The sequence below is a fragment of the Anaerotignum faecicola genome (genome assembly GCA_024460105.1).
In the GTDB taxonomy this organism is placed as follows: Bacteria; Bacillota; Clostridia; order Lachnospirales; family Anaerotignaceae; genus JANFXS01.
The window spans coordinates 1-422 of the sequence record JANFXS010000382.1; the positions used below are offsets into that span (position 1 = coordinate 1).

Consider the following 422-nt stretch of genomic DNA (forward strand, 5'->3'; position numbering starts at 1 on the left):
GGGGCTGGGGAGCGCATACGCCGATGGAGCTTTATAATATATACCATACCATGAAGGATACAGGACTGGCGGAATACTCTCCATACGGCAATGAAACGGTGGACCGCTATATGGATGAGGCGCTGGCAAGCAGCAGTCTGGATGAGTCCTATGAACTGTGGAAGAAGGCGCAGTGGGATGGAGAGACCGGTATTACGCAGCAGGGCGATATTCCATGGATCTGGCTCGTCAATATCGACCATCTCTACTGGGCAAAGTCCGATCTGGCTGTGGCGCAGCAGAAGTTGCATCCTCACGGTCACGGCTGGTCGATTGTAAATAATGTGGATCAGTGGAGCTGGAAGTAAGAGAAATTAGAGCAAAAGAAAAAGGAAATTCAGGAGGCGGACGGCATTGGAGAAGAGCATGCCATGGTTTATTCT

1 protein-coding gene is annotated in these 422 nt (G+C 50.7%); it reads left to right on the top strand.

From position 1 onward, the window contains the following. Positions 1-347, top strand: a 347-nt coding sequence (locus NE664_14490) for an ABC transporter substrate-binding protein (protein ID MCQ4727843.1), incomplete at its 5' end; no start/stop codon positions are given. Positions 348-422 lie beyond the last annotated feature (75 nt).